This window comes from Agromyces sp. NPDC029043 (genome assembly GCF_055564615.1).
Genome location: NZ_JBVHVX010000024.1, coordinates 44,377 through 68,836, shown reverse-complemented (window position 1 = coordinate 68,836; position 24,460 = coordinate 44,377). Strand labels below are relative to the sequence as shown.

Below are 24,460 nucleotides of genomic sequence, written 5' to 3'. Positions count from 1 at the left end.
CCCCCCCCCCCCCCCCCCCCCCCCCCCCCCCCCCCCCCCCCCCCCCCCTCCCCCCCCCCCCCCCCCCCCCCCCCCCCCCCCCCCCCCCCCCCCCCGACGCCGCTCAGTCGTGCTGCGGGAAGCCCAGGTTGATGCCCCCGTGGCTCGGGTCGAGCCAGCGCGACGTGATCGCCTTCTCCTGCGTGTAGAAGTCGAAGCCGCGGGGGCCGTACGCCTTCGCGTGCCCGAACAGCGAGTCCTTCCAGCCGCCGAACGAGTGGTACCCGACCGGCACGGGGATCGGCACGTTGATGCCGACCATGCCGACCGTCACCTCGCGCTGGAAGCGCCTCGCGGCACCGCCGTCGTTGGTGAAGATCGCCGTGCCGTTGCCGTACCGGCTGTCGTTGATGATCCGCAGGCCGTCCTCGTAGCCCTCGACGCGCACGACCGAGAGCACCGGCCCGAAGATCTCGTCGCGGTACACCGACGACGACACCGGCACCTTGTCGACCAGCGTCGGGCCCATCCAGAACCCGTCGGCCTCGCCGTCGATCTCGTGCTCGCGCCCGTCGACGACCACGTCGGCGCCGTCGGTCCGGGCGGTGTCGACGTACCGGGCGACCTTGTCGCGGTGCTCGCGCGTGATCAGCGGGCCCATGTCGGTGCCGCGCGTGCCGTCGCCGACCGTGAGGCGCGCCATCCGCTCGCGCACCTTGTCGACGAAGGCGTCGGCGACCGTGTCGACCGCGAGCACGACCGAGATGGCCATGCAGCGCTCGCCCGACGAGCCGAAGCCCGCGTTCACCGCGGCGTCGGCCGCGAGGTCGAGGTCGGCGTCGGGCAGCACGAGCATGTGGTTCTTGGCGCCGCCGAGCGCCTGCACGCGCTTGCCGGCCGCCGTGCCGTGCTCGTAGATGTACTTCGCGATGGGCGTCGACCCCACGAACGAGATGGCGCGCACGGTCGGGTGCTCGAGCAGCGCGTCGACCGCGACCTTGTCGCCGTGCACGACGTTGAGCACGCCATCGGGCAGCCCGGCCTCCTGCAGCAGTCGGGCGAGCCATACCGACGCCGACGGGTCCTTCTCCGAGGGCTTCAGCACGACCGTGTTGCCCGTCGCGATCGCGAGCGGGAAGAACCACAGGGGCACCATCGCGGGGAAGTTGAACGGGCTGATGATGCCGACCACGCCCAGCGGCTGGCGCACGGTGTAGACGTCGATGCCCGACGAGGCGTTCTCGGAGTACTCGCCCTTGGTGTACTCGGGCATCGAGCAGGCCAGTTCGACGACCTCGAGGCCGCGCGCGATCTCGCCGAGCGCGTCGGCGGTCACCTTGCCGTGCTCGCTCGTGAGGATCGCGGCGAGCTCGGACGCCCGCGAGGCGAGCAGCTCGCGGAACCGGAACATCACCTGCTGGCGCTTGGCGATCGACGTGTCGCGCCACATCGGGAACGCGCGTGCGGCGGCCTGCACCGCGGCATCCACGTCGTCGGCGCTCGCGTAGCGCACCTGGCGCTGCACGACGCCGCGCGCCGGGTCGTAGACGGGTCCGGTGCGCTCGGGTGCGCCGGCGGCGGGGGCGCCGTCGATCCAGTGGTCGAGCACCTCGGCGGCGGGCGCCTCGCTGCGCGTCGCCTGGTCGGTGGTCGTGTCGGTCATGGTCTCGTTCCTCTCGGTCGAGTCGTCCGGGTCTTCGCAGGGTGGGTGGGTCGACGGATGCCGCGGCATCCGCCTCACACGGCGACGGTGCCGAGCACCTCGTCGTAGATCTCGGCCGCCTGCGCCACCTCGTCGGCGGTGACGACGCACGGCGGCACCACGTGGATGCGGTTGTCGGCGACGAACGGCAGCAGCCCGCGCTCGATGAGCGCGCCCTTGAGGCGGCCCATCTCGGCGGCCGGCAGCGGCTCGCGCGTCTCGGGGTCGGCCACCAGGTCGAGCGCCCAGAACACGCCCTCGCCCCGCACCTCGCCGATGACGCGGTGCTTCTCGGCGAGCTCGGTGAGCGCGGGTGCGATCGCCTCGGCGCCGACGTCGCGCGCGTGGTCGACGATGCCCTCGGACTCCATCGCGTCGATGGCCGCGACGATCGAGGCCATGGCGAGCGGATGCCCCGAATACGTCAGTCCGCCGGGGAACACGCGCTCGTCGAAGTCGGCGGCGATCTCGTCGCTGATGATCACGCCGCCCACGGGCACGTAGCCCGAGTTCACGCCCTTCGCGAAGGTGATGAGGTCGGGCGTCACGTCGTACCCGTCGAACGCGAACCAGCGCCCGGTGCGACCGAAGCCCGCCATCACCTCGTCGAGGATCAGCACGATGCCGTGCCGGTCGCACAGCTCGCGCACGCCCGCGAGGTAGCCGGGCGGCGGGATGATGACGCCGGCGGTACCGGGCACCGTCTCGAGGAGGATCGCCGCGATCGTCGCGGGGCCCTCGGACTCGATGACGCGGCGCAGGTGCTGCAGTGCGCGCTCGGTCTCCTGCTCGGGCGTCTCCGACCAGAACTCGCTGCGGTACGGGAACGGGCCGAAGAAGTGCACGTGCCCGCTCGCGTACCGGTTCGGGATGCGCCGCCAGTCGCCCGTCGCGACGATCGCCGCGCCGGTGTTGCCGTGGTACGAGCGGTACGTCGACAGCACGGTGTCCCGGCCGGTGTGCAGGCGCGCCATCCGGATCGCGTTCTCGTTCGCGTCGGCCCCGCCGTTGGTGAAGAAGACCTTGTCGTGGCCCTCGGGCGCGCGCGCCACGATGCGCTTGGCGGCCTCGCCGCGCGCGAGGTTCACGGTCGCCGGTCCGATCGTCGCGAGCAGCTTCGCCTGCTCGGTGATCGCCGAGACGACGGCTGGGTGCTGGTGCCCGATGTTGACGTTCACGAGCTGGCTCGAGAAGTCGAGGTACTCGGTCCCCGCGTGGTCCCACACGCGGGTGCCGCGGCCGCTCGCGATGACGAGCTGCGGCGGACTGCCCTGCGCCGACCACGAGTGGAAGACGTGCCCCGCGTCGAGTTCGCGTGCGAGCGCGTCGAGGTCGGCGGTGAGGTTCTCGGTCATCAGCGTCGTCGCCTTTCTTCCATGATGCGCCTGTGCGGGTCGAGGAGCGCCCGCTCGGTCGCTCCTCGACCCGGAGGCGTGCCTAGTTGCCGCCCTCGTTGAGGGTGACCTCGATGGGTTCGTACGACTCGCCGAGCAGGTCGACGCCGTCGGCCTCGAGGTTCGCGATGGCCTCGTCGACGTACTCGTTGGTGTACGCGGTGTCGGGCGGGTCGGTCGTGATGACCTGCGCGCCGTCCTGGTTCTTCGTTGCGAGGGCCATCTGGACGGTCTCGTCCCATTGGTCCTCGTTGATGTGGCCGATGCCGCTCGTCGAGGGCCAGATCAGCTTGTTGACCTCGTTGGCCATCCAGAGCTGGTGGCTCGTGCCGAGGGTCGAGCCGGCGGCGGTCACCGCGTCGGCGGCCGCCTGCGGGTCGTCGCGCTGGTCGATCCAGCCGAGGATGGCGCCTTGGATGAGCTTGACCGCGGTCTCGCGGTACTCCTCGTCGTCCTCGAGGCGCTCGGTGTTGGCCCAGATCGCGTCCTGGAGCATGGCCGTGCCGACCTCGTTCCAGTCGATGACCGAGAAGTCCTCGGGCTGGTAGAGCTCGCCCGTCTCGGGGTTCACGGCCTCGAGCAGCTGCGCGTACTCGTTGTACGTCATGGCCTGGGCCGCGTCGATCTCCCGGTTCAGCAGCGCGTTCATGTCGAAGTTCTGCTGCACGATCGTGTAGCCCGACGCGTTCGCCTCGGTGAGGCCCGCGAAGAGCTCCCACTCGTTGCCGAAGCCCCAGCTGCCGATCTGCTTGCCCGAGAGGTCCTCGGGGCCCTCGATGCCGCTGTCGGCCCAGGCGACCTGCAGGGTCGCCGACCGCTCGAAGATCTGCGCGATGTTCGTGATGCCCGCGCCGGCCTCGATCGACGCCAGCGCCTTGGGCACCCAGGCGATCGCGAAGTCCACGTCGCCCGCGGCGAGCACGTCCTGGGGGACGATGTCGACCGCGCCGGGGACGATCTCGACGTCGAGGCCGAGGTCCTCCCAGTAGCCGTTCGCCTCGGCGAGGTAGTACCCGCCGAACTGCGCCTGCGTGAGCCACTGCAGCTGGAGGGTGACGGGCGTGAGCTCGCCCTCCCCGCCGCCGTCGGCGGTGTCGCCGCCCGTGTCGCCCCCGCCGGAGCAGCCGGCCAGCACGAGCGCGGTCGCGGCGGCTGCAGCCGCGCCCGCGACGATCCTGTTGCGCTTCATCTGCGTTCCTCTCTTGGTGTGGTGCTCGTGGTGCGGATCCGACCGGCGATGCCGGTGGCGGTGCGCCGGCCTCCATCGGCCGGCTGGTCGGGGTCGTCCGGGTTCGGGCCGGGTCTGGTCATCGGTGGCGGGAGGCGATCCTCTCGATCAGGCTGGTGAGGGCGAAGAAGACGAGCCCGAGCAGGATGGCGCCGATCACGAACGCCCACGCGCGGGCGTAGGCGCTGGACGCGGCGGCCGTCGTGATCGCGGAGCCGAGGCCGAGCCGCGGGCCGCCGAAGTACTCGGCGACGAGCGCGGAGATCACGGCGAGCGACGAGGCGATGCGCAGGCCCGTGAAGAAGTGCGGCAGGGCCGACGGGATGGTGACGGCCCGCGTCTGCTGCCATCCGGTCGCGGCGTACGAGCGCATGAGGTCGCGGTGCACGGGACGCACCTGGCGCAGGCCCCGCAGCGTGTTGAGGAAGACCGGTACGAACGCGGCGAGGGAGGCGATCAGGATGCGGGCGACCTCGGAGGTCGAGCCGAACATCGTGTACAGGACCGGGGCGAGCGCGACGATCGGCACGACCGCCACCGCGGCGACGATCGGAGCGAGCATGCCGTCGATCGCGCGGATCGTCGACGCCGCGATCGCGAGCAGCACGCCGAGCACCGCGCCGATCACGAGCCCGATGAGCGCGTTCAGCCCGGTCGCAAGGGTCGCGGCGAGCACCTGCGGGGCGTACTGGACGAGCTGGGCCCAGATCGCCGACGGGCTGGCGAGCACGAACGGCGGGATGCCGGCGGCGACGACCACGAGCTCGACGAGCAGCACGAGCACGACGAACAGCACGACCGGCGGGACGACCAGCCGCACGAACCGGCGCAGCGGTCCGTCGGCTCCGGCTCGACGGCGCTTCGCCTGCGCCGAGGCAGGGGGCGCGAGCTGCGTGGCGATCGCCGCGTCGGGCAGGCCCGTCATCGCACGTCCACCCCCCTCGCGCCACCCGCCGCGGGTGCGCCCTGCGGTCCGTGCAGCGCCTCGCGCACGGCCGTCACGCCGGCGAAGAACGCGGCGTCCTCGCGGAGGTCCTCGCCGCGCTCGGCGGCGTCGCCGAGGCGCACGTCGATCTCGTCGGTGATCCGGCCCGGCCGCGGCGACATCACGACGACGCGGTCGGACAGGTACACGGCCTCGGGGATCGAGTGGGTCACGAACACCACGGCGGCGCCCGTCTCGGCGCGGATCCGCAGCAGCTCGGTCTGCATGCGCTCGCGGGTCATCTCGTCGAGCGCGCCGAACGGCTCGTCCATGAGCAGCAGCCTGGGCTGCTCGGCGAGCGAGCGGGCGATCGCGACGCGCTGCTGCATGCCGCCCGAGAGCTGGTCGGGGTAGTGTTTCGCGAACTCGGTCAGCCCCACGAGCTCGACCAGCTCGGCCACTCGTGCGCGTCGTGCGGCCGCGCCGACGCCGTGCAGCTGCAGCGGCAGCTCGATGTTCGCCGCGACCGAGCGCCAGGGCAGCAGGCCCGCCTGCTGGAACGCGATGCCGTACGACTGCTCGATGCGGGCCTGCTTCGCCGTCTTGCCGAACACGCGGATCTCGCCCGCGGTCGGCTCGTCGAGGTCGGCGATGAGGCGCAGCAGGGTGGACTTGCCGCAGCCCGACGGGCCGATCAGCGAGACGAACTCACCCGCGTGCACCGTGAGGTCGATGCCGGTGAGCGCCGTGACCGTCGCGCCCCGGGCCCCGGTGAAGACGCGTTCGACGCCGCGGACGACGACGGCCTCCGACGTGTCGGCGGCAGGGCTCGCGGCAGGGGCGGTGACGGCCGGGCTCGCTGACGATGGGGTGCTCATGCGACGGTCTCCTGACGACGGAACGGGCTGAGGAAGGCGGCGAGGAGGGCGACGAACCCGGCGGCGACGAGGCCGAGCAGCACCGCACCGAGGATCGGCGCCCAGGGCTTGGCGGGGTCGCTCGATGCGGCGACCGCGGTCTCGAGGATGAGGCGGCCGATGCCGCCCGTGAACCCGACCGAGATCTCCGCGACCACCGTGCCGACGACCGCGTTCGCGGCGGCGAGCCGGAGGGCCGGGATGAGGAACGGCACGCTGGCCGGCAGCCGCAGCCGGACGAGCGTCGTCCACCAGCCGGCCGCGTAGCTGCGCATGAGGTCGAGGTGGGCGGCATCCGGTGACTGCAGGCCCCGCAGGGCGCCCACCGCGACGGGGAAGAACGCGAGGTAGCTCGCGATGACGACCACCGACATCCAGCTCTCCCACGAGAACGCGCCGAACTCGAGACGGGAACCCCAGTTGCGGATGAGCGGGGCGAGCGCGATGAGCGGCACGGTCTGGCTGAGGATGACGAACGGGAGCACGGCACGCTCGGCGATCCGGAACCCCAGCATGAGCAGCGCCAGAGCGAACCCGACGACGACGCCGACGAGCCATCCGAGTGCCGCCACGCCCAGGCTCGTGAGCGCGGCCAGGAGCACGACGACGCCCAGCGGCAGGGCGCCGGGCGCACGGGTCACGGGCTCCACGATGCGGGCGAACATGTCCCACGTGTGCGGCATCGCCTGGTCGCTCGTGCGCGGGAGCAGTCGGATACCGCTGCCCGTCACCCCCTCCTGCGCGCCGATGAGCCAGCCGTCGGCGGGGCCGACGAGCTTGTACAGCTCCCACAGCGCGGCGAGCGCGACGACGCCGAGCGCGCCCCAGAGCGCCGCACGCCATCGGCGGGTGCGACTGCTGCGCGGGGTCGTCGTGCTCACCGTCATCGCTTCGCCACGACATGCTCGGAGAGCGCCGGGATCACCGTCTCGCCATAGACCCGCAGCGTCTCCTCCTTGTTGTCGTGCTGCAGGTACCCGGCGAACTGGTCGACGCCCAATTCGGCGAGCGCCTTCAGCTTCTGGATGTGCTGGTCGGCCGAGCCGAGCACGCAGAACCGCTCGACGATCTCGTCGGGCACGAACTGGGTGTGGGTGTTCCCGGCCCGGCCGTGCTCGTTGTAGTCGTAGTCCTGCCGCCCGCGGATGTAGTCGGTGAGCGCGTCGGGCACGGTGCCGTGCATGCCGTACTTGGCGACGATGTCGGCGACGTGGTTGCCGACCATGCCGCCGAACCAGCGGCACTGGTCGCGCATGTGCGCCCAGTCGTCGCCGACGTACATGGGCGCGGCGACGCAGAACTTGACCGACATCGGGTCGCGGCCGACCTTCTCGGCCGCGTCCCGGACGGTCTTGATCATCCACGCGGCGATGTCGAGGTCGGCCAGTTGCAGGATGTACCCGTCGCCGACCTCCCCCGCGACGCGGAGCGCCATCGGGCCGTACGCGGCGACCCACACCTCGAGCTCGGAGCCCTTGCTCCACGGGAACTGGATGGTCGAACCGTGGTACTCCACGGAGCGCGAGTTGGCGAGCTCGCGGATCACGTGGATCGACTCGCGAAGCTCGGTCATGGTCGTCGGCTTGCCATTCGTGACCCGCACCGCCGAGTCGCCGCGGCCGATGCCGCACACCGTGCGGTTGCCGAACATCTCGTTGAGCGTCGCGAACACGGATGCCGTGACGGTCCAGTCGCGCGTCGCCGGGTTGGTCACGAACGGGCCGACCGTGATGCGCTGGGTCTGCGCGAGGATCTGGCTGTAGATGACGTAGGGCTCCTGCCACAGGATGTGCGAGTCGAACGTCCACACGTGGCTGAAGCCGTGCACCTCGGCGAGCTTCGCGAGCTGGACGGTCCGCGATGCCGGGGGGTTGGTCTGCAGGACCGCTCCGAATTCCATGGTGCTCCCGTCGTTCAGATGAGGTACTGGCTGAGGCCGCGCTTGAGGTACTGGCCATGGCCGGCGGCGCCCGTGAACGTGTCGTTCTCGACGACCACGCGGCCGCGGCTCATCACCGTGTCGACCTTGCCGTCGATCTCGTAGCCCTCCCACGCCGAGTAGTCCATGTTCATGTGGTGGGTCTTGCCGAGACCGATCGACGTGTGCCCGTTGGGGTCGTAGACGACGATGTCGGCGTCGGCGCCGGGCTGGATGACGCCCTTCCGACCGGCGAGGCCGAACATGCGCGCCGGGGTGGTGCTCGTGAGTTCCACCCACCGTTCGAGCGTGATCTCCCCCGTGACCACGCCCTGGTACATGAGGTCCATGCGGTGCTCGATCGAGCCGATGCCGTTCGGGATCTTGCGGAAGTCGCCGAGCCCGAGCTCCTTCTGGTCCTTCATGCAGAACGGGCAGTGGTCGGTCGACACCATCTGCAGGTCGTTCGTGCGCAGGGCCTGCCACATCGAGTCCTGGTGGCCCTCGGCGCGGCTGCGGAGCGGCGTCGAGCACACCCACTTCGCGCCCTCGAAGGCGCCCCACTCGTCGCTCTTCGCGCCGAGCTGGTCCTCGAGCGAAAGGTAGAGGTACTGCGGGCAGGTCTCGCCGTACACGTTCTGGCCCTTGTCGCGCGCCCACGCCAGCTGCTCGACCGCCTGCTTCGCCGACACGTGCACCACGTAGAGCGGCGCCCCCGTGAGCTTCGCCAGCATGATCGCGCGGTGGGTGGCCTCCTCCTCCATCTCCCAGGCGCGAGCGATGCCGTGGTAGTACGGGTCGGTCTTGCCCTGCTCGACGAGCTGGGCCGCGAGCACGTCGATCGCGGGGCCGTTCTCGGCGTGCATCATCGTGAGCATGCCGGTGTCGCGCGACACCTGCATGGCCTTCAGGATCTGCGCGTCATCCGAGTAGAAGACGCCCGGGTAGGCCATGAACATCTTGAAGCTCGTGACGCCCTCGTCGGGCAGCTTCTTCATGGCCTCGAGCGACGCCTCGTTCACGTCGCCGACGATCTGGTGGAAGCCGTAGTCGATCGCGCAGTTGCCGCCCGCCTTCTCGTGCCACGCCGCGAGGCCGTCTTCGAGGCGCTGGCCGTACGTCTGCACGGCGAAGTCGATGATCGAGGTCGTGCCGCCGTGGGCCGCCGCGATCGTGCCCGACTCGAAGGTGTCGGATGCCTCGGTGCCGCCGAACGGCAGCTGCATGTGCGTGTGCGCGTCGATGCCGCCGGGGATCACGTACTTGCCGGTCGCGTCGATGACGCGGTCGACCGAGGTCGCGACATCCGTGCCGAGCAGTTCGCTCCCGGGCTGCAGCACGGCGACGATGCGCTCGCCGTCGACGAGCACGTCGGCCTCGCCGCGCCCCGTCGCGCTCACCACGGTGCCGCCGGAGATGAGGGTGGTCGTCATGTGGGGCTCCTTACGGCTTCGGGATGGACGTGTACGAGTCGGGCCGGCGGTCGCGGTAGAACTGCCATGCGTTGCGGACCTCGCGGATCATGTCGAGGTCGAGGTCGCGGATGACGACCTCCTCCTCGCTGTCGGAGCCGTAGCCGCCGACGACGTTGCCCTGCGGGTCGACGAACTGGCTGCTGCCGTAGAAGTTGACGGCGAGCTCGCCGTACTCGTTGTCCTCGAGGCCGACGCGGTTGGGCGCGGCGATGAAGTAGCCATTCGCGGCGGCCGCGGCCGGCTGCTCGATCTCCCAGAGGCGGGCGGAGAGGCCGGGCTTGGTCGCGTTCGGGTTGAACACGATCTGCGCGCCGTTCAGGCCCAGCTCGCGCCATCCCTCGGGGAAGTGCCGGTCGTAGCAGATGTACACGCCGACCGGGCCGACCGCGGTGTTGAAGACCGGGTAGCCGAGGTTGCCGGGGCGGAAGTAGAACTTCTCCCAGAACCGGTCGAGGTGCGGGATGTGGTGCTTCCGGTACTTGCCGAGGATCGTGCCGTCGGCGTCGACGACCACCGCGGTGTTGTAGTAGACGCCCGGCTGGTCCTCCTCGTAGATGGGGAGGATCATCACCATGCCGAGCTCCTTGGCCAGGGCGGCGAAGCGCTGCACGATCGGGCCGTCGGCGGGCTCGGCGTAGTCGTAGTACTTCACGTCCTCGGTGATGCCGAAGTACGGACCGTAGAACAGCTCCTGGAAGCAGATCACCTGCGCGCCCTGCTCCTTTGCCTGTCGGGCGAACTGCTCGTGCTTGTCGAGCATCGACTCCTTGTCGCCCGTCCAGGTCGTCTGGGTGATGGCTGCTCGAACGATCGTCATGGTGCCTCCTGAGTCGGTCGGCGTCGTTGCCGCCCGCCCGGTCATGGCGTGGTCGCGCGTGCTGCGCTACTGCCTGCCGTGCGCGTGGTGACGCCGAGAGGTGGTGCCGAGTACCGGCGCCGGCTGGGGACCGGCGACGGCGGAGCGGGCCATCGGACCCGTTCTGTTATTCTTCGGCGTGAACATTTCCCTTTTGTTTCACTCTGTGACGCGGTGGTTAAACATCCTGTCCCTTGCTTCGTAAGGAGGCAATGGTGCGTTCAGGTAGTCGTGTGGATGTCTCGGAGCTGACCGCGCTCGCCGCCTTCGGCGACACGACCCCGCGCGGGATCGCGGGAGACCTCGCGCGGCTGGTGAACAGCGGCGAACTGGCTGCGGGCGTCCGCCTGCCCACCGTGCGCCAACTGGCCTCCGAACTGGGGGTGAGCCCGGCGACCATCAGCCAGGCCTGGCAGGCGCTCGCCCGAGCCGGGCTCATCGAGTCGCGCGGGCGCGCGGGCAGCTACGTGCGCCGCGACGCCGCCGACGGGCCCGCCATGCGCATGCGCGGGATGGCGGCACCCGACGACCCGGTGCGCCTCGACCTGTCCCGCGGCACGCCCGACCCGCTCCTCCTGCCGCCGCTCGGACCGGCGCTGTCGCGCGTCTCCACCCGCGCCGACGTCGGCAGCTACCAGGCCGAGCCCGTGCTGCCCGCGCTCGCCGCGGTGCTGCGCGACTCGTGGCCGAGCCCGGCGGAGTCGATCGCCGTCGTCGACGGCGCGCTCGACGCGATCTCGCGCACGCTCGACCAGGTCGTGCGCTTCGGCGACCGGGTCGTCGTGGAGCACCCCGGGTTCCCCCCGTTCCTCGACCTGCTCGACCTGCTCGGCGCCGAGGCGGTGCCCGTCGCGATCGACGAGCACGGCATGTCGCCCGAGGGGCTCGCGTCGGCGCTGCGCCGGCGACCGACGGCCGTGCTGCTGCAGCCGCGCGCGCAGAACCCGACCGGCGCGTCGATGACGCCGGCACGGGCCTCGACGCTGGCGGGCGTCATCCGCTCGGCCGCCGACGACGGCCTCGGCGACCTCGTCGTCATCGAGGACGACCACTCGGGCCTCATCTCGACGGAGGGCGACGTCTCGCTCGGGGCGCACCTGCCCGACCGCGTCGTGCACGTGCGGAGCTTCTCGAAGTCGCACGGGCCTGACCTGCGCATCGCGGCGGTCGGCGGGCCGCGCGAGCTCATCGGCCGGATCATGGCGCGGCGGATGCTCGGGCCCGGCTGGACCTCGCGCATGCTGCAGTCGATCCTGCTCGACCTGCTCACGGATGGCGCGGCCATCGACGCCGTCGCCGAGGCGCGCCGGGCGTACTACACGCGGCAGCGGGCGCTCGGCGACGCGCTGCGCGCCCGCGGCGTCGCCGCGGCGCCGGCCGACGGGATCAACCTCTGGATGCCGGTGCTGTCGGAGCGGTCGACGCTCGTGCAGCTCGCGGCGGCGGGCATCCGGGTCGCGGGCGGGACGCCGTTCCTCGCGGCAGCCGCCGGCGGCGCGCCCGTGGCCGGAGCGTCGCGGCGGAGCGGACCCGAGCGCGAGTTCGCGCGGGTGACCGTGGGGCTCGTGCGCGAGGACGCGGCATCCGTCGCCGATGCGCTCGCGAGTGCGGCGCAGCACCTCGCGGCGGGCGGGTACTGAGGGGCTCCGCCCGTGCCGAACGCGGCGTGAGCCGGCGAGCAGGGATCAGGCCTTCGAGCCGTTCGGAGCCTTCGCGTAGTGGTCGGGCGTGACGGTGAGCTCGGCCTGGCCCGCCGTGATCGAACGGAGGTCGAGCACGTACCGGGCGAGCTCGGCCTCGGGCACGTGCGCGACCACGCGGGCGCGGCCGTCGTCGGCCGACTCGGTCGCGTGCACGCGGCCACGGCGTCCCGACAGGTCGGTGAGCACGGCCCCCTGCAGGTCGTTCGGCACGGTGACGGTCACCGACGAGATCGGCTCGAGCACCACGGTGCCGGCTTCGGCGAGCGCCGCCTTCACCCCGATCGATGCCGCCGTGCGGAAGGCCATCTCCGACGAGTCGACCGAGTGCGACTTCCCGTCGAGCAGTTCGACGCGGACGTCCACGACCGGATGCCCCTGCGGCCCGCCCGCCGCGAGTGCCTCGCGCGCACCCCGCTCGACGGCCGGGATGTACTGCCGCGGCACCGCACCGCCGGTGACCGAGTCGACGAACTCGAACCCCTCGCCGGCTCCGAGCGGCGACAGCCGGAGCTGCACGACCGCGAACTGGCCGTGCCCGCCCGACTGCTTCTTCAGCTTGCCCTCGACCTGTGCCGCCCCCGCGATCGTCTCGCGGTACGCGACCGGCGCCGGGCCGGTGGTGACGTGCACGCCGAACACGCGCGCCAGGCGCTCGACGGCCACCGCCACGTGCGTGTCGCCGAGCCCGCGCAGGATCGTCTTGTCGCCCGTGCGATCCACGACGAGCGTCGGATCCTCGGCGACGAGCCGGGCGAGCGCGAGCGAGAGCTTCTCGTCGTCGGACTGCGACGCCGGGTCGAGCGTCACCGCGAACACGGGCGCACGCGGCGGCAGCGTGGCCGGTCGCGCGGTCCCGCTCGGCCGGGACCAGAGCAACGAACCGGATGGCGAGCCCGCGAGCTTCGCGACCGCGCCGACCTCGCCCGCGGCGAGCGTCCCGGCCGTGAGGTGCTCCGCACCCCGCAGGCGGAACAGCCCGTGGATGCGCTCGTCGACCCCCGTCGTGGCGTTGCGGAGCTTGTCGCCCGTGCGGAGCGTGCCCGACAGCACCTTGAGCATCGAGACCTGGCCCACGAAGGGGTCGGCCACCGTGCGGAACACGTGCACGAGGATCTCCCCGTCGGGGTTCGGCGCGACCCGCAGTTCGCTGCCGCCGCCCTCCTCGACCGAGCCGCCGACGATGATCCGCCCGTCGTGCTCCAGCGCCGACGGCGACAGCTCGCAGAGGAGGTCGGCGACGCGATCGACACCCGTGCCCGTCACCCCGGAGCACACCAGCACCGGCACGGCTTCACCGCTCGCGATCTCTGCCGCGAGCGTGCGTTCGAGCTCGCGCACCGGCGGCTCGTTGCCCTCGAGGTACGCCTCGAGCTGCGCGTCGTCGTGCGAGACGATGTCCTCCGTCACGTCGACGTGCATCCGGTGCTCCTCGGCCTGCGCCTCGTCGGGCAGCGGTTCGTCGTGGTGGCGTCCGGCGTCGTCGTAGACCAGCGCCTGCTCGCTCAGCACGTCGGCGATGGCACGGAACGCCTGCTCCTCGCCCAGCGGCAGCTCGAGCGGCCAGAGGTGCTCGCCGAACGCCGAGCGAAGCTCCGCGACCACGCGACGGAAGTCGGCCCGCGCCTTGTCCTCCTGCGTCACCACGACCACGCGCGGCACGCCCGCGGCCTCCGCGGCCGCCCAGACGAACCGGGTCCCCGCGGTGACGCCGTCGACCGCGCTCACGACGACCAGCGCGACATCGGCCACCGACAGCGCCGCATCGACGCCGCCCACGAAGTCGGGATGCCCCGGCGCGTCGGCGAGCGTCACGCCGTACGCGACGCCGTCGGGACCCGTCCAGTCGAGGTAGGCGAGCGAGAGCCCGAGGGTCGTGCCTCGCGCGATCTCCTCGGGCTCGTGGTCGCAGACCGTGGTGCCCTGCTCCACGGTGCCGACCCTCGGGATGGCACCGGCCCGATGCAGCAGCGCCTCGGCGAGTGTGGTCTTGCCGGAACCTGCCGCGCCCACCAGGGCGATGGTCCGGTGGGTGGCGTTCGCTGCCGAGTTCATCAGGCCTCCCGCGACGTTGCGGCTCAGTCCATCCATCCTGACGCCGTCGCGCCGGGAACGCCAGAGGTCGGAGGTCCTCCGTGCCTACTCGACCGCCGAGGCGGCGCGACGCTCCTCGACCAGCGCCCGGGTCTCGGGCGCGATCCGCGCCCCGAGGTCGGCGATGAGCGCCTCGTCGTCGCCCGAGACGATGAACGTGTCGATGCCGTGCCGGGTCGCGAGGTCGGCGAGCACGTCGTGTCGCGCCTCACGCGGCCCGACGTTCAGTAGGCGGCGGATGTCGCGTGGCTCCCGCCCCGCGGCCAGCGCCGCCGCGTCGATCACCGCGTGGCCCGCATCCAGCGCCGCGGCGCCGTCATCGAGCCGGCCGAGCGAGGGCACCCAGCCGTCGGCCGCGCGTCCGACGAGCCTGAGCCCCTTGGGTTTCAGCACGCCGAGCCAGATCGGGATCGGCCGCTGCACCGGTGCGGGGCCGCGCTTGGCGCCGCGGATCGGGAAATACCGGTGATCGAGGAACACGCCGCCCGCGGCATCCGTGTCGAGCAGTTCGCGGATGACGGCGATCGCCTCGGCGAGCGCGTCGCCCGACTCGGCGGTCGTGCGGTCGGGCGCGCCCATCGCGACGGCCGCGGGGGCGAAGCCGCCCGCGCCGAGCCCGAGCGCGACGCGTCCGCCGGTGAGCAGGTCGAGGGATGCCGCGGCGCGGGCGAGCACGGCGGGCGGACGCAGCAGCAGGTTGTGCACGTTCGCCGAGATGCGGATGCGGGTCGTGCGCGCGCCGACCCAGCTCATCAGCGTCCACGTGTCGAGGAACCGCGGCTGGTAGGGGTGGTCCTGGAAGGTCACGAGTTCGAGGCCCGCGGCCTCGCTCGCGAGTGCCAGCGAGATCGTCCGCTCGGGATCGAGCGCCGAGGGCGTGACGAAGGTGCCGAACTCGAGAGGGCGGCCGTAGTCGGGCATGCGGCCACGGTACGCGAACCGGGATGCGGCGTCAGGGCGAGCCGCGGCCGGTCGCCGGCGCGCCGGAACCGCCGGCCGCAGCCGTGACCGACGGCGCGAAGTGCCGCAGGAACCAGTCGCGCGCGAGGATCGCCACTTCCGCCAGCGCACCGGCCTCCTCGAAGAGGTGCGTCGCACCGGGGATGAGCGCGAGCTCGCACGGAGCGACGATACGCTCCTTCGCCCACCGGTTCAGCTCGATCACGTGGTGGTCGGCGCCGCCGACGATGAGCAGGGTCGGTGCGCGGACCGCGCCGAGCCGGTCGGCCGCGAGGTCGGGCCGCCCGCCGCGCGAGACGACCGCGGCGATCCCGGCATCCACCTCGGCCGCAGCCCACAGCGCGGCACCGCCACCCGTGCTCGCGCCGAAGTACCCGATCGGGAGCCCGGCCGCGCCAGGATGCTCGCGCAGCCAGGCCACCGCCGACCCCAGTCGCGACGCCAGGAGCGGGATGTCGAACACCTTGGCGCGGTCGCGCTCCTCGCGCGGGAGCAGCAGGTCGAGCAGCAGCGTGCCGAGCCCTGCGCGTTGCAGGGCTTCGGCGACGAGCCGGTTCCGGGGGCTGTGCCGGCCGCTGCCGCTGCCGTGCGCGAACACCACGAAGCCCGTGGGCGCCTCGGGCACGCGCAGGTCCGCGGCGAGACGGAGCCCGTCCCGGGCGATCTCGACCTGCGCCGACCTGATCGCCCGCGCCGGTCGCCACGGTTCGCCGGCGAGGCGCCGCTCGGCGGCGTCCAGCAGGAGGATGACCTCCTCGTCGCTGGTCGGCGAGAAGTCGTCGTACGCCTGTCCGACCGCGTGGAACCACTCGGGCGAGGTCGCGCACACGACCTCGTTCGCCGACGGCACCCGCGACGCGGCATCCGCCGGCCCCACCGGAATCGCGAGCACCACGCGATGCGCACCCAGGGAACGCGCGACGCGGCACGCGACCTCGGCGGTCGAACCGGTCGCGAGCCCGTCGTCGACGACGATCGCGGTGCGACCCTCGAGCGACCGCGGGGGCGACCCGCGGCGCAGCAGCGCGACGCGACGGTCGAGGGTTGCACGCTCGTCGCGCTCCACGCGCGAGAGCTCCGCGATCGAGACGCCCGCGCGACCGACGAGATCGGTGTTCACGACGCGGGTCCCGCCCTCGCCGATCGCGCCCATGGCGACCTCGGGCTGCGACGGCAGCCCCAGCTTGCGCACCACGATCACGTCGAGCGCCGCCCCGAGCCCCTCGGCCACGATCGCTGCGACCGGGACGCCGCCACGCGGCAGCCCCAGCACAACGGCGTCCTCGCCGCGGAGGTGGTCGAGGCGGCTCAGGAGCTGGGCCGCCGCATCGGCGCGATCCCGGAACACGACTCAAGCGTTCGCCCGATCGGATGTTCGCGCGAGAGTCATAGGTCCCCTCACCGGGCCGGACCGCGCGCCGGCCTCGCGGGCCGAGCACCGGGTGACCTTGGACCCGGATGTCGCGGCGCCATCCGCTGCACGCTGCTGGCAGGACGATCAGCCGATCGACGCCGGTGATCGGAGGATGGGACGCATGCGAGAGGTCGACGCGTGGATCACGCGGGGTGACGGCGCGCTCGATGCGGCCCGCATCCCGGTGCCCGAGCCGGTCGGCGACGAGCTCGTGGTCGACGTGCTCGCGTGCGGAGTCTGCCGCACCGACCTGCACGTGATCGACGGCGAGCTCGACCGGCACCGCTCCCCCGTGGTGCCGGGGCACCAGGTCGTCGGCCGCGTCGCGGCGGTCGGGCCCGCGGTGCGGCGCACCCGCGTCGGCGACCTCGTCGGCATCGCGTGGCTGCGCTCGACATGCGGCACCTGCCCGTGGTGCCGGTCTGGCCGCGAGAACCTCTGCCCCGACGCGACGTTCACCGGGTGGGACGCCGACGGCGGGTACGCCTCGGTCGCGACGGTGCCCGAGGCGTTCGCCTACGCGCTGCCCTCCGACTCCGACCCCCTGTCGGTCGCGCCGCTGCTCTGCGCCGGCATCATCGGCTACCGGGCGCTGCGCCGCGCGAACCTGCCGCCCGGCGGACACCTCGGCATCTACGGCTTCGGCTCGAGCGCGCACCTCACCGCACGACTCGCGATGGCGTCGGGCGCGACGGTGTCGGCGATGACCCGCGGCGAGGGAAATCGCGAGCTCGCGCGCGAGCTCGGCGCCGCGTTCGTCGGCGACGAGCGTGCGGCGCCGCCCGAGCCGCTCGACGCGGCGATCGTGTTCGCGCCGGCGGGCGAGCTGGTGCCGGTGGCGCTCGAGGCGACCGCGCGCGGCGGCACGGTCGTGCTCGCCGGCATCCACATGACCGACGTGCCCGCGATGACCTACGGCGAGCATCTCTTCCTCGAGCGCGACCTCCGCACGGTGACGGCGAACACGCGCGCCGACGGCGACGAGTTCCTGCGGCTCGCGCACCGGCTGGGCCTGCGCCCCTCGACGACGACGTACCCGTTCGAGCGCGCGCCCGAGGCGGTCGACGCGCTGCTGCGTGGCGGCGCATCGGGGTCGCTCGTGCTCGTGCGCGACGCCTGACCGCGACCGCGGTCGGTGTCTCGCGCTTGCGCCGCCCCCACCCATCCCCGCCGGCCCCCATCGCGAATCACGTGTTTCTGCGGGTCCACCCGCACGAACACGTGACTCGCGCTTCCGCCGCCGACCCATTCCCAACCCCGCCCCCACCGCGAAACCCGCGTTTCCGCGGGTCCACCCGCACGAACACGTGACTCGCGCTTCCAGCCGCCCCATCCCCCTCTCGCCCCCACGGCGAAACCCGCGTTTCCGCGGGTCCACCCGCACCAACACGTGACTCGCGCTTCCAGCGCCCCCGCCCACGACTCGGCCCCACCGCAAAACCCGCGTTTCTGCGGGTCCACCCGCACTAAGACGTGACTCGCGCTCCTGGCGCAGCGCCCCACGACTCGCCCCCAGGCGAGGCACGCGTTTCTGCGGGTGGACCCGCACGAACGCGTGAATCGCGTGGCGCGCGCGCTGGCGACACTGACGACCGGGTCGGTCGTCAGCGGCCCGGGGTAGCGTGGAGCGGTGAAGATCGTGGTGCTCGCCGGCGGAGTCGGAGGCGCGCGGTTCGTGCGCGGACTGCGGGCGGCGTGCGCCCGGCGTTGGCCGGCGGGCGGGGCGGATGGCGCGTCCGGTGCGGCTTCGGCAGCCGGGCGGGAGGTCACGAACCGCGCCGGGATGCCCGGCGCGGGAGATGCGACCGGCACCGAGGCGACGGACCCGCGCACCGCGACATCCGCCGACGTGACGGTCGTGGTGAACACCGGCGACGACCTGTGGCTCGCCGGCGTGCGTCTCATGCCCGACTTCGATTCGCTGCTCTACGCGCTCGCGGGCGTGAACGACGCCGAGCGCGGCTGGGGCCGCGCGGGCGAGACCGAGCGGGTGGCGGCGGAGCTGCGCGAGTGGGGCGCGGGCTGGCCGTGGTTCACCCTGGGCGACCTCGACCTGGGCACGCACCTCGCGCGCACGTCCTGGCTGCGCGACGGGCTCACGCCGTCGCAGGTCGGCGAGCGCCTGCAGCGCCGATGGCCGATCGGCGTCCGGCTGATCCCGGCGACCGATACGGAGGTCGACACGTACGTGCGCGTCGACCCGGCGCGGCCCGAGGCCGAGGGACGCGACGAGCTGCACTTCCAGGAGTGGTGGACGAGGTACCGCGCGTCGTTTCCCGCGCTCGGGTTCGCGCAGCGCAACCTGGGGCGCGCGCGGCCGGCGCCCGGCGTCGAGGAGGCGATCGCGGAGGCCGACGCCGTGCTCCTCGCGCCGTCCAACCCGGTGGTGTCGATCGGCACGATCCTGGCGATCCCGGGCGTCCGCGAGGCGCTCGCTTCGACGCCGGCGGCCGTCGTCGGCGTCTCGCCCATCATCGGCGGTCGCGTGGTGCGCGGTATGGCCGACGCCTGCCTGTCGGCGATCGGTGTGGCGACGGATGCCGCGGCCGTCGCGCTGCACTATGGCGCCCGCCGCGGCGTCGACAGCGACCCGGCCGCGACGGGCGGCCTGCTCGACGGCTGGCTCGTCGACGAGGCCGACGCTGCCGCCATCCCGGTCATGTCGTCAGCCGGGATCGCCGCGACCTCGGTACCGCTGTGGATGCACGACCTCGACCGCGCCGCCACCCTCGCCGACGAGGCGCTGGACCTCGCGCTCGCCCTCCGCGCGGGCCGCTGAGCCCGCCTCAGCAGACACGATCCACCCCGCCGACCCGGTACCGAAGTACCGAAGTACCGAAGTACCGAAGTACCGAAGTACCGAAGTACCGACGTAGCGAAGTACCGAAGTACTGAAGTACCGAAGTACCGGAGTACCGGTGATCGCGAGCGGCGAACGTCGCGCAGAGCGACGACGGGACGGAATAGACTGACCACGACCGCCGGTTGGGATTGACCGGTCGGGCCGGCCCGGGACTGGGCCGCGAGTCGCCGACATCCGTCGGATCCCGTTCGCGCACGCCATCCCGGAGGTTCCATGCCCAGCCGTTCCAGCGTCCCTCGTCGTCCTCCCCGCGGCAGGTCCGCCGCGGCATCCGCCGTCGCCGCCGCCTCTGCCGCGGTGCTCCTGCTTGCCGGGTGCGCCGGCGGGGCCGACGCGGAAGGCGGAAACGACGCGAGGTCGGAGGCCGCGGCATCCGGGTACCCGCTCACGATCGACAACTGCGGCACCGAGGTGACCTTCGAACAGGCGCCCGAGCGCGTCGTCACGATCAAGTCGTCGACCCTCGAGCTGCTGCTCGCGCTGGGCCTCGAAGACCGGATCGTCGGTGCCGCCTTCACCGACGGGCCCGTGCCCGACGAGTACGCGGAGGCGGCGGCCGGCATCGAGGTCCTCTCCGATCGGGTGCCCTCGCAGGAGGCGACGCTCGCCGCCGAGCCCGACCTCGTGTTCGCGGGCTGGGAGTCGAACCTCACCGCCGAGGGAGCCGGCGACCGCGCGACGCTCGAGCAGCTCGGCGTGCACACCTACGTCGCCCCCGCGGCGTGCCAGGGCGAGGGCTACCGGCCCGACCCGCTCACCTTCGACGGCGTGTTCGCGGGCTTCGAGGAGGCCGGCGCGATCTTCGACGTCGAGGATGCCTCGGCCGACCTCGTCGCCGACCAGCGCGCAGAGCTCGACGCGATCGAGCCGAGCGACGCGGGGCTGACCGCGCTGTGGTACTCCTCCGGCGACGACCAGCCGTTCGTCGGCGCGGGAACGGGCGCACCGCAGATGATCATGGAGGCCGCAGGACTCGACAACGTCGTCGGCGACGTGCGCGACTCGTGGACGTCGCTCTCGTGGGAGGCGGTCGTCGACGCCGACCCCGACGTGATCGTGCTGGTGGATGCCGCGTGGAACACCGCCGAGTCGAAGATCGCCAAGCTCGAGGGGAACCCGGCGACCGCGGCGCTGCCGGCCGTGCAGCAGCAGCGGTACGTGATCGTCGACTTCCCGGCGACGGAGGCCGGCGTGCGCAACGTCGACGCGGTCGCCTCGATCGTGGAGCAGCTCGGGGCGCTCTGATGACGATGCGCACCTCGGGAGGTCGAGTCGCCGGCGGAGTCGGCGTCCCGAGCCCTGGCGAGCCGGCTCGCGAAGGCCTCGAGACGCGGCCTTCGGCTGCTCCTCGACCACCGGCGTGGAGGGCGATCGGCGTCGGCATCGCGCTCGCGGCACTGCTCGCGGCATCCGTCGTGCTCGCCGTGACGATCGGCCCGGCCGGCCTCGCCCCCGCCGATGTGGTCGCGTCGATCGCGGCGCACCTCGGCATCGGCGAGCCGACCCTTTCGCCGCTTCGCGACGGCATCGTCTGGGAGCTGCGCATGCCGCGGGTGCTCACCGCCGCCGCGGTCGGCGCCGGCCTGGCGATCTGCGGCGTCGTCATGCAGGCGCTCACCCGCAACCCGCTCGCCGATCCGTACCTGCTGGGACTGTCGTCGGGCGCGTCGGTCGGTGCGGTCATCGTGCTCGTGCTCGGCGTGGCCGTCGCACTCCCGGTCGCCGCGTTCGCGGGCGCGCTGGCGGCGCTCGCCGCGACGCTCGGCCTGGCCCGCGCGTCGGGCGGCCTGAGCCCCACGACCACCGTGCTCGCCGGGCTCGCCGTCTCGGCGGTGTTCGGCGCGATCACGAGCCTCGTCATCTTCTGGAGCGCCACGAACGACAGCTACCGCGAGATCCTCAACTGGCTGCTCGGGTCGCTGTCCGGCGCCGACTGGCCGGCGGTCGCGCTCGCGGGCGGAGCGCTGCTCGTGGTCGGCGTGCCGTTGCTCGCGACCGGGTGCACGCTCGACGCCTTCGCCTTCGGCGACACCGCGGCATCCGCTCTCGGAGTACACGTGCCGCGCACCCGGGCGCTGCTGCTCGTCGCGACCGCGCTGCTCACCGGCGCGCTGGTCGCGGTGAGCGGCGCCATCGGGTTCGTCGGGCTCATCCTGCCCCACGCGGTGCGGCTCGTCGTCGGGTCGCGGCATCGCGCGCTGCTGCCGCTGTCGGCGCTCGCAGGCGCGATCTTCCTCGTGTGGGTCGACACGGGGGCGCGCACGCTCTTCGACCCGCGCGAGCTGCCCGTCGGCATCCTGACGGCGCTCGTCGGCGGGCCGGTCTTCGCGGCCCTCATGCTCCGGGCACGGAGGACCTCGTGAGCGCCGCGGGATCGCCCGGCCGGGCCGGCCGCCGACCCGGCGCGGGCCTCGAGGCGTCGCGCGTCCGCTTCGCGCGCGGCTCGCGCGTGATCGTCGACGGCGTCGACATCACGGTGCCGCGCGGCGCCGTGGGCGCGCTCCTAGGCCCGAACGGTGCCGGCAAGAGCACGCTCCTGCATCTCGTCGCGGGGGTCGAGCAACCGGATGTCGCGGCGCTCACGCTCGACGGCGACGACCTCGTGTCGCTGCGCCGCCGGGAGCGGGCCCGGCGCATCGCGCTCGTCGAGCAGGACGCCCAAGCCCCGGACGGCCTCCGCGTCGACCACGTGGTCGGCCTCGGCCGGGTGCCGCACCAGTCGGCGTGGGGCGGCGACTCGGCGCGCGATCGCGAGATCGTCGCGCAGGCGCTCGACGCGGCCGGGGCGTCGGCGTTCGCGGATCGCCGGTACGACGAACTCTCGGGCGGCGAGCGCCAGCGGGTGAACCTCGCGCGGGCGCTGGCGCAGGAGCCCGAGCTGCTGCTGCTCGACGAGCCGACGAACCACCTCGACATCCGGGCCCAGCTCTCGACCCTCGCCCTGCTGCGCCGGCTCGCCGACGACGGGATCAGCGTGCTCGCGGCCCTGCACGACCTGTCGCTTGCGGCGTCGTACGCCGACCATGTCGTGGTGCTCGCCGACGGCACGGTGGTCGCGGCGGGGCCGCCGGCCGACGTGCTCACGGCCGAGCTCATCCGCGCCGTCTGGGGCGTGGAGGCGCAGGTGCTCTCGCACCCCGCGACGGGCCGTCCGCTCATCGCGTTCGCGCCCGCCGAGGCGGCGCGCCCCGTGCCGGCCGGCGAGTAGGCCGAACGCTCGCCCGCTGTTCGAGGCGGGCCGAAGGCCGCATCGAGACCCACGCCCTTGCCCCGGCACCCGGAGGCGTAGCCTTGACGCCATGGGCGAGCTGAGCGACACCCGACGGGCACTGCTCGAGTCGATCGCAGGCGAGTTCCTGCACAACTCCCGACGAGGCCGCCGGCTCGTCGCGGTCGAGGGTGCGTCCGACGATCACGCAGCCCGATTCGCCGACGACCTCGCGGGCATCCTCGTCGAGCGCGGCGAGCGCGCGGTGCGCCGCTCGGTCGGCGACGTCGACGAGCCGACGCTGCGTCGCGACACCGTCGAGCCGTACCGCGCGGGCACCCTGGTCGGCGCCGAGGACGACGACACCGTGCTGGTCGTCGACGGCCGCCGCCTCCTCAACGACGGCGTGCGCGGCATCTGGCACTTCACGATCTGGACGCTCGCGGGCGACGAGCTCCCCCACGCGGGCGTGAACGTCGACGTCGACGTGACCGACGAGGCCGCGCCGTCCCGCTACTTCTACGACCTGTGCAAGCTCCCGCCGAGCTTCGGCGAGCGCCGTGCAGCGACTCCGGTGGCGGCGCCGACCAGCGGGTTCGGGATGGGGGCATGAGCGCACGCGGCATCCCCGTGACCACCGCCGAGGAGCTCGAGGCGATCCTCGGCACCCCCGAGCCGCGCGTCGCGGCGAAGACCCGCGACCGCCTGCACGACGTCGATCGCGAGTGGCTCGACGCGGCATCCCTCGCCTTCGTCGCGACGGCCGACGAGCACGGCCGCCTCGACGTGTCGCCGAAGGGCGACCCCGGGGGCTTCGCACTCGTACTCGACGACACGACCATCGCGATCCCCGAGCGGCCGGGCAACCGGCGCGCCGACGGCTTCCGCAACATCCTGCGCAACCCGCACGTCGGCCTGATCTTCGTCGTCCCGGGCCGGGGCGACACGCTGCGGATCAACGGCCGCGCGATCATCGTCCGAGACGCGCCGTTCCTCGACGCCATGGCCGTGAAGGGGCATCGCCCGGCGCTCGCGCTCGTCGTCGACGTCGAGGAGGTGTTCTTCCACTGCTCGAAGGCGTTCCTGCGCTCGCAGGCATGGAAGCCCGACACCTGGCGACCCGACGCGGTCCGGCGGCGCGCGCTCATCGCGAAGGCCGTCGAGCGCCAGGACGACGCGGTCGAGCTGCTCGACGAGTACTACGGGCCCGCGTACGCCCAGCGGATCTACGGGTAGCCGCGCATGACGACCGGCGCGGCGCCCGTTCCCGACCGGGTGCGCTGGGCCGTCGGCGTGCTCGCTCCGCGACCGGGCGAGCGCGTGCTCGACGTCGGCTCGGGCACCGGGGCGTCGGTCGAGGCGCTGCTGGAGGCGATGGCGACGACGGATGCCTCGGGCCGGGTGCAGGCGACGGATGCCGCGGCCCACGCGTCGATCGTGGCCGTCGACCGGTCCACGGCCGCGGTGACCCGCATCCGCGAGCGCATCGGCGACGCCGTGGAATCGGGGATCGTCGACGTGGTCCGGAGCCCGCTGTCCGCGCTCGACCCCGGCCTGGGCCCGTTCGACGCCGCCTACAGCGTCAACGTCAACGTGTTCTGGACCTCCGCGGCGGTGCCCGAGCTGCGCGCCCTCGCCGGCGCGGTCCGGCCGGGCGGCCGCCTGCTCGTCGCGTACGGGATCGGACCGGTGCCGCTCGCCGATGCCGGACACCTCGACGGCGTCGAGGCGGCGATCCGGGCGACACCCTGGTTCACGGTGCGGCAGCGGCTGGAGGCCGAGCACGGCTCGGGAATCCTCGCCGACCGCACCGACATCACCGCGTGA

The 24,460-nt window shown here is 72.9% G+C and carries 21 protein-coding genes; 9 read left to right on the top strand and 12 right to left on the bottom strand.

Annotation, left to right across the window (positions count from 1 at the left end; all coding sequences use genetic code 11):
• Window positions 1-103 precede the first annotated feature (103 nt).
• The 9 genes from ACZ4TW_RS21450 to ACZ4TW_RS21410 form a co-directional block, all read right to left on the bottom strand.
• The gene (locus ACZ4TW_RS21450; RefSeq protein ID WP_465546197.1) at window positions 104-1,642 is read right to left on the bottom strand and encodes a CoA-acylating methylmalonate-semialdehyde dehydrogenase; all 1,539 of its coding nucleotides are present in this window, start codon (window positions 1,640-1,642) and stop codon (window positions 104-106) included.
• A gap of 74 nt (window positions 1,643-1,716) precedes the next feature.
• Window positions 1,717-3,036 carry an aminotransferase class III-fold pyridoxal phosphate-dependent enzyme gene (locus tag ACZ4TW_RS21445; protein ID WP_465546196.1) on the bottom strand — a complete coding sequence of 440 codons (1,320 nt, stop codon included), beginning with the start codon at window positions 3,034-3,036 and terminating at the stop codon, window positions 1,717-1,719.
• A gap of 82 nt (window positions 3,037-3,118) precedes the next feature.
• Window positions 3,119-4,264 (bottom strand): ABC transporter substrate-binding protein, encoded by a 1,146-nt coding sequence (locus ACZ4TW_RS21440; RefSeq protein WP_465546195.1) that lies wholly within the window; start codon window positions 4,262-4,264, stop codon window positions 3,119-3,121.
• Between the two features lie 118 nt (window positions 4,265-4,382).
• A complete protein-coding gene (locus ACZ4TW_RS21435) occupies window positions 4,383-5,228 on the bottom strand; it encodes an ABC transporter permease (protein WP_465546194.1) in 846 nt (281 codons plus the stop codon).
• A complete protein-coding gene (locus tag ACZ4TW_RS21430; protein ID WP_465546193.1) occupies window positions 5,225-6,106 on the bottom strand; it encodes an ABC transporter ATP-binding protein in 882 nt (293 codons plus the stop codon). The genes ACZ4TW_RS21435 and ACZ4TW_RS21430 overlap by 4 nt, the downstream gene beginning before the upstream one ends.
• Window positions 6,103-7,032 carry an ABC transporter permease gene (locus ACZ4TW_RS21425; RefSeq protein WP_465546191.1) on the bottom strand — a complete coding sequence of 310 codons (930 nt, stop codon included), beginning with the start codon at window positions 7,030-7,032 and terminating at the stop codon, window positions 6,103-6,105. The genes ACZ4TW_RS21430 and ACZ4TW_RS21425 overlap by 4 nt, the downstream gene beginning before the upstream one ends.
• Window positions 7,029-8,045: a TIGR03842 family LLM class F420-dependent oxidoreductase gene (locus ACZ4TW_RS21420; RefSeq protein WP_465546189.1), complete on the bottom strand. Its 1,017-nt coding sequence runs from the start codon at window positions 8,043-8,045 to the stop codon at window positions 7,029-7,031. The genes ACZ4TW_RS21425 and ACZ4TW_RS21420 overlap by 4 nt, the downstream gene beginning before the upstream one ends.
• A 14-nt stretch (window positions 8,046-8,059) precedes the next feature.
• A complete protein-coding gene (gene hydA, locus ACZ4TW_RS21415; protein WP_465546187.1) occupies window positions 8,060-9,496 on the bottom strand; it encodes a dihydropyrimidinase in 1,437 nt (478 codons plus the stop codon).
• Window positions 9,497-9,506: 10 nt separating this feature from the next.
• Entirely contained in the window at window positions 9,507-10,355 is an 849-nt protein-coding gene (locus tag ACZ4TW_RS21410) for a nitrilase-related carbon-nitrogen hydrolase (protein ID WP_465546185.1), read from the bottom strand.
• 254 nt (window positions 10,356-10,609) lie between these two features.
• Here ACZ4TW_RS21410 and ACZ4TW_RS21405 point away from each other — a divergent pair, with 254 nt between their 5' ends.
• Window positions 10,610-12,034 (top strand): aminotransferase class I/II-fold pyridoxal phosphate-dependent enzyme, encoded by a 1,425-nt coding sequence (locus tag ACZ4TW_RS21405; protein WP_465546183.1) that lies wholly within the window; start codon window positions 10,610-10,612, stop codon window positions 12,032-12,034.
• 45 nt (window positions 12,035-12,079) lie between these two features.
• Here the strand turns inward: ACZ4TW_RS21405 and ACZ4TW_RS21400 are convergent, their stop codons facing one another.
• The 3 genes from ACZ4TW_RS21400 to ACZ4TW_RS21390 all read right to left on the bottom strand — a co-directional run bounded on the left by ACZ4TW_RS21400 (window position 12,080) and on the right by ACZ4TW_RS21390 (window position 16,496).
• Complete coding sequence (locus ACZ4TW_RS21400) at window positions 12,080-14,149, bottom strand: elongation factor G (protein ID WP_465546181.1); 2,070 nt, start codon at window positions 14,147-14,149, stop codon at window positions 12,080-12,082.
• 84 nt (window positions 14,150-14,233) lie between these two features.
• Window positions 14,234-15,109, bottom strand: coding sequence for an LLM class flavin-dependent oxidoreductase (locus ACZ4TW_RS21395; protein ID WP_465546179.1), 876 nt, complete (start codon window positions 15,107-15,109; stop codon window positions 14,234-14,236).
• A 31-nt stretch (window positions 15,110-15,140) separates the two neighbouring features.
• Window positions 15,141-16,496, bottom strand: coding sequence for a phosphoribosyltransferase family protein (locus tag ACZ4TW_RS21390; protein ID WP_465546177.1), 1,356 nt, complete (start codon window positions 16,494-16,496; stop codon window positions 15,141-15,143).
• 187 nt (window positions 16,497-16,683) lie between these two features.
• On the opposite strand from ACZ4TW_RS21390, the gene ACZ4TW_RS21385 reads away from it, so the two are divergent.
• The 8 genes from ACZ4TW_RS21385 (at window position 16,684) to ACZ4TW_RS21350 (ending at window position 24,460) form a co-directional block, all read left to right on the top strand.
• Window positions 16,684-17,682, top strand: a complete 999-nt coding sequence (locus ACZ4TW_RS21385; RefSeq protein WP_465546175.1) for a zinc-dependent alcohol dehydrogenase family protein — start codon at window positions 16,684-16,686, stop codon at window positions 17,680-17,682.
• A 510-nt stretch (window positions 17,683-18,192) separates the two neighbouring features.
• Window positions 18,193-19,341 carry a 2-phospho-L-lactate transferase gene (cofD, locus tag ACZ4TW_RS21380; RefSeq protein WP_465546173.1) on the top strand — a complete coding sequence of 383 codons (1,149 nt, stop codon included), beginning with the start codon at window positions 18,193-18,195 and terminating at the stop codon, window positions 19,339-19,341.
• A gap of 297 nt (window positions 19,342-19,638) precedes the next feature.
• Window positions 19,639-20,670 (top strand): putative F420-0 ABC transporter substrate-binding protein, encoded by a 1,032-nt coding sequence (locus ACZ4TW_RS21375; RefSeq protein WP_465546171.1) that lies wholly within the window; start codon window positions 19,639-19,641, stop codon window positions 20,668-20,670.
• Between the two features lie 5 nt (window positions 20,671-20,675).
• On the top strand, window positions 20,676-21,788 hold the full coding sequence (locus tag ACZ4TW_RS21370; RefSeq protein ID WP_465546199.1) for a putative F420-0 ABC transporter permease subunit: 1,113 nt from the start codon (window positions 20,676-20,678) through the stop codon (window positions 21,786-21,788).
• Window positions 21,785-22,633, top strand: a complete 849-nt coding sequence (locus tag ACZ4TW_RS21365; RefSeq protein ID WP_465546169.1) for an ABC transporter ATP-binding protein — start codon at window positions 21,785-21,787, stop codon at window positions 22,631-22,633. The genes ACZ4TW_RS21370 and ACZ4TW_RS21365 overlap by 4 nt, the downstream gene beginning before the upstream one ends.
• Before the next feature lie 91 nt (window positions 22,634-22,724).
• Window positions 22,725-23,246 (top strand): nucleoside/nucleotide kinase family protein, encoded by a 522-nt coding sequence (locus tag ACZ4TW_RS21360; RefSeq protein ID WP_465546167.1) that lies wholly within the window; start codon window positions 22,725-22,727, stop codon window positions 23,244-23,246.
• Complete coding sequence (locus ACZ4TW_RS21355; RefSeq protein WP_465546165.1) at window positions 23,243-23,869, top strand: pyridoxamine 5'-phosphate oxidase family protein; 627 nt, start codon at window positions 23,243-23,245, stop codon at window positions 23,867-23,869. The genes ACZ4TW_RS21360 and ACZ4TW_RS21355 overlap by 4 nt, the downstream gene beginning before the upstream one ends.
• Window positions 23,870-23,875: 6 nt before the next feature.
• Window positions 23,876-24,460, top strand: a complete 585-nt coding sequence (locus ACZ4TW_RS21350) for an SAM-dependent methyltransferase (protein ID WP_465546163.1) — start codon at window positions 23,876-23,878, stop codon at window positions 24,458-24,460.